Source organism: Lapillicoccus sp. (genome assembly GCF_046595215.1).
In the GTDB taxonomy this organism is placed as follows: Bacteria; Actinomycetota; Actinomycetes; order Actinomycetales; family Dermatophilaceae; genus Lapillicoccus.
This window is the reverse complement of sequence record NZ_JBKJPP010000053.1, coordinates 1-6,826: the sequence shown is the minus strand read 5'-3', so window position 1 is coordinate 6,826 and position 6,826 is coordinate 1. Positions and strand designations below refer to the sequence as shown.

The following is a 6,826-nucleotide window of genomic DNA, read 5'->3' as shown; positions in this document are numbered from 1 at the left end:
CCTTCGCCGACCGTGCCTACACCCCCGACGGCACCCTGGTCTCGCGGCGGCTGCCAGGAGCAGTGCTCACCGATGCCGACGAGATCGCCCGTCGCTGTGTCGCGATCGCCACCGGCGCGCCGATCACCGACGTCGACGGGGGCTCGCTCACCCTCAAGGCAGGCTCGATCTGCGTGCACGGCGACACTGCCGGCGCCGTCGACATCGCCCGCCGCGTCAGGGACGCGCTCGACCAGGCCGGGGTCACCGTCGCCCCCTTCGTGCACTGATGCGAATCCTCCCGAGCGGCTCGACCGCGATGCTCGTCGAGGTCGACGACCTCGACGAGGTGGTCGCGCTCTACGCAGCGCTCGTCGGCGACCCGCCGGCGGGCGTGGTCGACATCGTCCCGGCGGCGCGCACCCTGCTGCTCGTCACCGACCCGGCGGTGGCGTCCCTCGCCGCCGTCGAGCGGGCGGTCCGCTCGACGACACCACGGGAGGACCAGCAGGCCCGCGGTGAGCTCGTCGAGGTGCCCGTGACCTACGACGGCGAGGACCTTGAGGAAGCGGCGGCGCTGCTCGGCTGCGACACGGTCGAGCTCGTCCGGCGCCACACGGCCGACGAATGGACCGTGGCCTTCTGCGGGTTCATCCCCGGCTTCGGCTACCTCACGTCGCCGACGTGGACGACTGCGGTCCCTCGCCGATCGACCCCCCGCACGAAGGTGCCGCTCGGCGCCGTGGCGCTGGCGGGCGAGTTCAGCGGCGTCTACCCCCGCGAGTCGCCCGGCGGCTGGCAGCTGCTCGGCCGAACACCCCTGACCATGTTCGACCCCGCCCGGCAGACACCAGCGGTCCTGCGCCCCGGGGTGCGGGTCCGCTTCGTCGACGAGGCGGCGGCACCGTGACCACAACGGTGACAGTGCTGGCGACGGGCCTGCTCACCACGGTGCAGGACTCCGGACGACCCGGCCGGGCCGCGCTCGGGGTCGGCCGCTCCGGTGCCTGCGACCTGGCGTCGTACCGGCTGGCGAACCGGCTGGTCGGCAACGCCGACGCTGCCCCCGCGCTCGAGGTGACCTACGGCGGCCTGCGGCTGCGGTCCGACCGCGACATCGTCGTCGTGACCACGGGGGCCCGGTGCGCGGGCTCGCGACAGCACAACGCCCCCACCACCCTGCGGTCCGGGCAGGTGCTGGAGCTCGGCCCGCCGGCCAGCGGTCTGCGCACCTACCTCGCGGTGCGCGGCGGGTTCGCCGTCGAGCCGGTGCTCGGGTCGTGCGCGACCGACGTCCTCAGCGGACTCGGGCCGGATGTCGTGACGCCTGGCACCACCCTCGCCGTCGGCACCTCCCAGCAGCCGATGCCCGGAGTCGATCTCGCCGCCGTGGCCGACCCCGAGGCCGGCGACGTGACGGTGCGGGTGACGGCCGGGCCCCGCCGGGACTGGTTCCCCGACGAGGCGTGGGGCTCACTGGTCGGGCAACCCTGGACGGTCACCACCGACAGCAACCGGGTCGGGTTGCGACTCGAGGGCGATCCGCTCGCACGGGACCGCACCGACGAGCTGCCCAGCGAGGGCCTGGTCCGCGGAGCCTTGCAGGTGCCCGCCTCCGGCCAGCCCGTCCTCTTCCTGGCCGACCACCCGGTGACGGGCGGATACCCCGTGATCGGCTACGTCGATGACGTCGACGTCGACCGGTGCGCCCAGCTGCGGCCGGGACAGCGGCTCCTGCTGCGGACCGGCCCGCGTCGCGACTCGCTGGTCACGTAGCCCTCACCCATCCCAGACTTCCCCGCCTTGGCTTCGTGCCGATTGCTGTCCAGACGCCGAGCGGCACGTTAGGGACCGGCTCACATCGCGCCACGGCCGCCTACCGTCGCCTGTCAGGATGAACATCTGGCGGTCGAGTCCGCCGATGATCGTTCCGGTGATGGACCCGACGGTCATGGCGATGACGCAGTTCTTGTCGCGGCGCAGGACGGTGAAGCTCTCGTCTTGGCTGTAACGGGCGAACGCGACCAGCGTCGTCAGCAGCGAGACTGCCAACGACAGAGGCCCGGCGAATTTGATGTCGACGGCGAACAGCAACACGATGGTGGGGATCAGTAGCTCGCCGCCAGCGACGCCCATCACCGCAGCGACGACGCCGATCGCGGCGCCCGCGAGCTGCCCGAGGACAGCGCTCAGGACCAGGTTCAGGTGCAGGCTGCCAACCTGGCAGAAGTGGGTCCAAGCCAGCGCTGCGGCGATGAGCACGAGCAGTCCGGCGAGGATCTTTGAGTTGCCGAGCGCATCTTGGTGGCCCAGCCCGCCCCTACCCAGGCCCCGATCAGGCTGCGGCAAGCAGGTTTACGGCGACGAGCCAGTGCGGCGCGACCTGGGAGTAGGGCACCGACGCCAGCCGGGCAGGGAGGACGATGGTGACAACGATCAGGCTCATCGCCTGTTCAGGATGACGGCCTGCAACGCCACGAACCCGAAGATCCCGATCAGCAGCGAGAGACGGAACTCCGCCCCGCCCAGCCCGATCAACCCGCCGAGGGTGGCGATCAGCGCGCCCGCGGCGGACGTCAACGGCAACGACCTGGCGGCGCCGTGAGCTGCCGCGAGCGGCACGACGCCCGCAGAGGTCGGCAACGGTCGGGCCACGCCGGAGACTATAAAGCAGAAGGTGTTCAGGAAACCGTTCCCAGGAGCGACTTCCAGAACACGATCTTGTCGTCGCCTTTACCGTAGAACTCACGGACACGGGCCTCCCGGTCGAAGCCTTCCCGGTCGTAGAAACGCCGGGCCGCCTCGTAATCGTTGGTGCTGGAGGTCTCGACGATCAGCACCCGGGCGACCTGCTCTCCCGCACTGCGTAACGACTGCTCGACGTGGGAGACCAGGGTGGTGCCGATGCCCGATCGGTGCCGGTGCGGATCGACGGCGAGGAAGTACAGGTTCCAGACCTTGTCGGCGAACGGCTCGGGTGCGTAGTACGCCGCACCGGCCACACGACCGGCTGCGTCCTCGGCGACAGCCCAGCGATGCTTGTCGAGGGAGCCGTCCAGATAGCCGTGCAGCATCTCATCGAAGCCGGCCATGTCATCGGGAGCAAACATCCCGTTGCCCACGGCAAGACCTTGAATCGGAACGACGTCGCCGGCGGCGGCCGGCCTGACAGCAGCAGGAGCACTGATGAGTTCGGGCGTGTTCACACGCCCAGCCTGCCCGGGTCCCACACTTCGTGCCAGGCATTTCCGAGCTCGTCCACCCGGACGACCCCTCATATCTACCTTCAGGCGCGCCACGCCGGGGGTCGTCGGCGCGGGCGCGTCGATCAGGCCCACTCGATGGAGGTGGGTCCAATCTCCCGTCTCCGGGTGGTCATGCTGGTGCGCAGCCGGTAGGACTGCGTTCCGGTTTCGAGGATGTTTGGCGGTGAAGGTGCCCCAGTCCATCGCACGCGACCGGCGCTGTTGCGGGGTGGCTGCGGTGCGCGAGCAGCATGTCGATCGGCCATTGGGTCCCGCCGCGTCGCCCTTCGCGGTGCGAGCGTAGCCAGTCACCCTTGTATTCCGCTGAGGTGACCTCGACGATGGCTCGAGACGCGAGGCGATAACGGCGCCCTTACGGGGCCTTCCGATCCGTCGCTTCCGGGTAAGAACGGGTGGGGTTACGGACGCCTACGGGCAGGGGTCACGGAACAACCGTCACCCATCCCGACAAAGGAGCCCCCTCATGCGCACCTCCACCCGACTGGCGGGTCCGGCCCTCATCGCCGCGGCCGGCCTTACCCTTCTCGCTCCGGCGGTGTCGGCCGGTACCGCCCACGCAGCCGGCACCGCCGCCCACGCAGCCGGCACGGCCACCGGCGACAGCGCGTTCAGGGTCTTCGCGCCGAGCTTCATCGAGGACCCCAACGCGCATACCGTGTCGTTGCCCCGCTACACCGGGACGAGCCAAGGCCGGTCGGTCACCTACGTCATCACCGACGCCTCCACCAAGGAGGCCGCCCGCCGTCTGGGGGTCAACTTCGCGCCCCGGCTGGCGAACACCGCAGGCACGGCCGCCGCTCAGCAGGTCTCGGGCACCGCCACCTCGCTGACCTTCCCGGCCAGCGTCGACTTCACCCCCCAGCGGGTCGTCGTCCCCGGCCCGACCGGGTTCCCCCCCACCACGGCGATCCCCGGCGCGGTCGGTGAACCCGGATACAGCCCGGTCGTCCGCCTGGCCGATGGCACCGTCCTCAACGCACCACAGGTGGCCAACCCCAGCGGTCAGGCGGACAAGGTCGTCAGCAACGACGCGCTCACGGGTCGAGTGGTCTACCGCGAGACCGACGGCTTCTACGAGGATCAGGCCGTCCACTACGTCTCGTTCGAGGCGTCCATCCCCCTGGCGGCCGCCCTGGAGAACGCCGCCCTGGCGCCGGCTTTGAACGCCGCGCCCCCGGACTTCAGCCCGCTGCCCGACCCGGTGCCGCCGGCCCGTGAGGAGATCGGCATCGTCACCAACGGCCAGACCGGGGTGAACAACCCCGAGCGGCAGGGTCTGTCCAGCGCTCTGCTGGACGGCCTGGACCCGCTCAATATCCTCGGTGAGGTCCCCAGCCAGAGCGCCAAGTCGGGCTACAGCCCGCTCTGGGACGCCAACCTCGCGCAGTGGACGCCGCAGGCGGTCGCCGCCGGGCTCAACGTCCGGCAGACCTCGTTTCCCGACCTGCGTACGCTCGCGGCCCAGGGCCTCATCACGGCGCCCGACGGCAGCAAGTTCGGTCGCTCCGGCTTCCTCATCAACTGCCCGGCCATCTCCATTCAGCGGCACGGCTGAGCGAGCGCACGCCGAGCACGACGGGCCACGCTCCCGTAAGGGGACCGTTAGCCACGGTCCCCATTCGGGGGCGTGCGTCCTGCGTAGCATCCAGACATGCCGCCGACCGACCCAGCCGAGCTCCACAGGCCGCCCGAGCCGGCGCTCGACTGGGTGAGCGCGCTCGGGAGCCAGGGCCGCCCGCAAGAGGCGGCGCTGGCCGAACTGCACGGCATCCTCGTGCGGATCGCTCACACGGAGGTTCGTCGCCGGGACAACCGGCTCCGACTGGCCGGACCAGAGCTGGACGACCTCGCCGACCAAGCCGCCGACGACGCGCTCCTGGCCATTACGGCGAAGCTGCACACCTTCCGTGGCGAGAGCCAGTTCACCACGTGGGCCTACGCGTTCGTGATCCTCGAGGTGTCCAACAAGCTGGGTCGCCACTTCTGGCGCCGGCCCGCCACCACCATGGAAACCGCGGACTGGGACCGTCTCCCGGACCACCTCGGGATGGGTCCGGCCGAGAACGCCCAGCACCGCGACCTCCTGAACGCCCTCCGGCAAGTCGTCGAGCAGGAGCTGACCGAGCGCCAGCGGCGCGTCTTCACCGCGATCGTCGTAGACGGCATCCCCCTCGACGCCCTCGCCGTGAAACTCGACTCGAACCGCAACGCGCTCTACCAGACGATGTTCGATGCCCGACGGAAGATCCGGGCCGCTCTGGTCGCCAAGGGATATCTGGACGTCACCCGCGACGGGTCACCCGGCGGCCAGGACCCCACCCAGGCGGTAAAGCGGTCATGAGCGGCTGGTCAGAGCTGGACTGGTTCCTTCGGACGGACCCACGCGACGTCGGCTGCGACGAGGCCCTGAGGCTGCTGCACGTCTACGTGGACCTCGTCGTGCCGGACGCCTCTGGCGAGGCCGCGTCGAGGTACCCCGGCATCGCGGCGCACCTCGCCGCCTGCGGTCCGTGCACCGAGGACTACCAAGGCCTGCTCGCCGCCGTGACCGGACAAGATCATGCATGAGCAGCTCTCCGGCGTCAACCAGATGGCCCCGGTGGGCCGACCAGCAATCGCTTCATGACGTAAAGCCCCGCTGAGATCGACAGGGTGGTCATTCAGTCAGAACACAATCTTCATGCGCGCTCATACTTGAGCGCCGCTTGGCCGCGGCTGACGGACTCGGATGGCCTGCCCGACCGCTGGCGCCGCCGATCGAAGTGTCTGGTCATGCCGGTTACGTGCCGCCCGTCGCCGTCGGCTTCGGACCGCCCATGACTCGATGCGCAGGTCTCTGCCCTGCGTCTTTTCCGCGAGCGGGTCGTGGCCGTCAGAGGGTCCGGTGCAACTCTTCCGTCGTCCGCTCATGGCCCCGAGAGAACGTCCAAGCCGGCGCCGGCGAACGCGCGCACATGCCGGGAGTTGCTCGATCCCTCGTGGCGCACCAGGTGGGTGCGTCCTTCCGCCGCCTGCGGACGCAGCCATGCCACCGGACCCCACTGATGACAGGACGTCTGAGCGAGTCACTTCCGACGGGTCGATGACACAGAACAGCGAGCGACGTTCAGCTACGTTGGCATGGTGCTGCTCGAAGACGATGTCGTGGATGCCGTCGTTGCCTTCGTAGGCTCCAAGGGCTGGGTGATCGAGTCGACGGCGCATGCACACGAGCGGGGCGACGACATCGTCGCGTTCAAGGGGGACGAGCGGCTTCTGGTGGAGGCCAAGGGAGCAGGAAGTTCCAAGGTCACGACCCGGCGCTACGGCGAACACTTCACGGGCAATCAGGTCGCTTCGCACATCGGAGTAGCCGTCGTGCGTGCGCTCCGCTGGGCCTCAAACGGGAACGAGCGTCCTGCTCTGGCCTTCCCCGACAATCCCCACCACCGCTCCCGGGTGAAAGATATTGCGCCAGCACTCGCTCTTGGGTTCAAGGGGTCCTTGCAACACCCTGATCGGATGGGGGTGTTGTCATGGCAGGTCGAGGACGTCCGAGGGTGCCACGGCAGGTGGAGCGTGAGTTCTGGAGGCAGGTTGCC

Annotated in this window: 10 protein-coding genes; 7 read left to right on the top strand and 3 right to left on the bottom strand. The window is 69.7% G+C overall.

Annotation, left to right across the window (positions count from 1 at the left end):
- The 3 genes from ACLL9L_RS04900 to ACLL9L_RS04890 all read left to right on the top strand — a co-directional run.
- The coding region (locus ACLL9L_RS04900; RefSeq protein ID WP_411283527.1) for a LamB/YcsF family protein at window positions 1-269 on the top strand (269 nt) is incomplete at its 5' end.
- The gene (locus ACLL9L_RS04895; protein WP_411283526.1) at window positions 269-889 is read left to right on the top strand and encodes a 5-oxoprolinase subunit B family protein; all 621 of its coding nucleotides are present in this window, start codon (window positions 269-271) and stop codon (window positions 887-889) included. The genes ACLL9L_RS04900 and ACLL9L_RS04895, both read left to right, overlap by 1 nt.
- The gene (locus ACLL9L_RS04890; protein ID WP_411283525.1) at window positions 886-1,755 is read left to right on the top strand and encodes a biotin-dependent carboxyltransferase family protein; all 870 of its coding nucleotides are present in this window, start codon (window positions 886-888) and stop codon (window positions 1,753-1,755) included. The genes ACLL9L_RS04895 and ACLL9L_RS04890 overlap by 4 nt, the downstream gene beginning before the upstream one ends.
- Window positions 1,756-1,758: 3 nt before the next feature.
- On the opposite strand, the gene ACLL9L_RS04885 is transcribed toward ACLL9L_RS04890, so the two are convergent.
- The 3 genes from ACLL9L_RS04885 to ACLL9L_RS04875 form a co-directional block, all read right to left on the bottom strand.
- Window positions 1,759-2,328 (bottom strand): TSUP family transporter, encoded by a 570-nt coding sequence (locus ACLL9L_RS04885; RefSeq protein ID WP_411283524.1) that lies wholly within the window; start codon window positions 2,326-2,328, stop codon window positions 1,759-1,761.
- Window positions 2,329-2,421: 93 nt separating this feature from the next.
- Window positions 2,422-2,634, bottom strand: a complete 213-nt coding sequence (locus ACLL9L_RS04880) for a hypothetical protein (RefSeq protein ID WP_411283523.1) — start codon at window positions 2,632-2,634, stop codon at window positions 2,422-2,424.
- 26 nt (window positions 2,635-2,660) lie between these two features.
- Window positions 2,661-3,185 carry a GNAT family N-acetyltransferase gene (locus tag ACLL9L_RS04875; RefSeq protein ID WP_411283522.1) on the bottom strand — a complete coding sequence of 175 codons (525 nt, stop codon included), beginning with the start codon at window positions 3,183-3,185 and terminating at the stop codon, window positions 2,661-2,663.
- 523 nt (window positions 3,186-3,708) lie between these two features.
- On the opposite strand from ACLL9L_RS04875, the gene ACLL9L_RS04870 reads away from it, so the two are divergent.
- The 4 genes from ACLL9L_RS04870 to ACLL9L_RS04855 form a co-directional block, all read left to right on the top strand.
- Window positions 3,709-4,800, top strand: coding sequence for a hypothetical protein (locus tag ACLL9L_RS04870; RefSeq protein ID WP_411283521.1), 1,092 nt, complete (start codon window positions 3,709-3,711; stop codon window positions 4,798-4,800).
- Between the two features lie 96 nt (window positions 4,801-4,896).
- On the top strand, window positions 4,897-5,586 hold the full coding sequence (locus tag ACLL9L_RS04865) for an RNA polymerase sigma factor (protein ID WP_411283520.1): 690 nt from the start codon (window positions 4,897-4,899) through the stop codon (window positions 5,584-5,586).
- On the top strand, window positions 5,583-5,813 hold the full coding sequence (locus ACLL9L_RS04860; protein ID WP_411283519.1) for a hypothetical protein: 231 nt from the start codon (window positions 5,583-5,585) through the stop codon (window positions 5,811-5,813). Before ACLL9L_RS04865 ends, ACLL9L_RS04860 begins: the two co-directional genes overlap by 4 nt.
- Before the next feature lie 555 nt (window positions 5,814-6,368).
- Window positions 6,369-6,826, top strand: a 458-nt coding sequence (locus ACLL9L_RS04855; RefSeq protein ID WP_411283518.1) for a hypothetical protein, incomplete at its 3' end; no start/stop codon positions are given.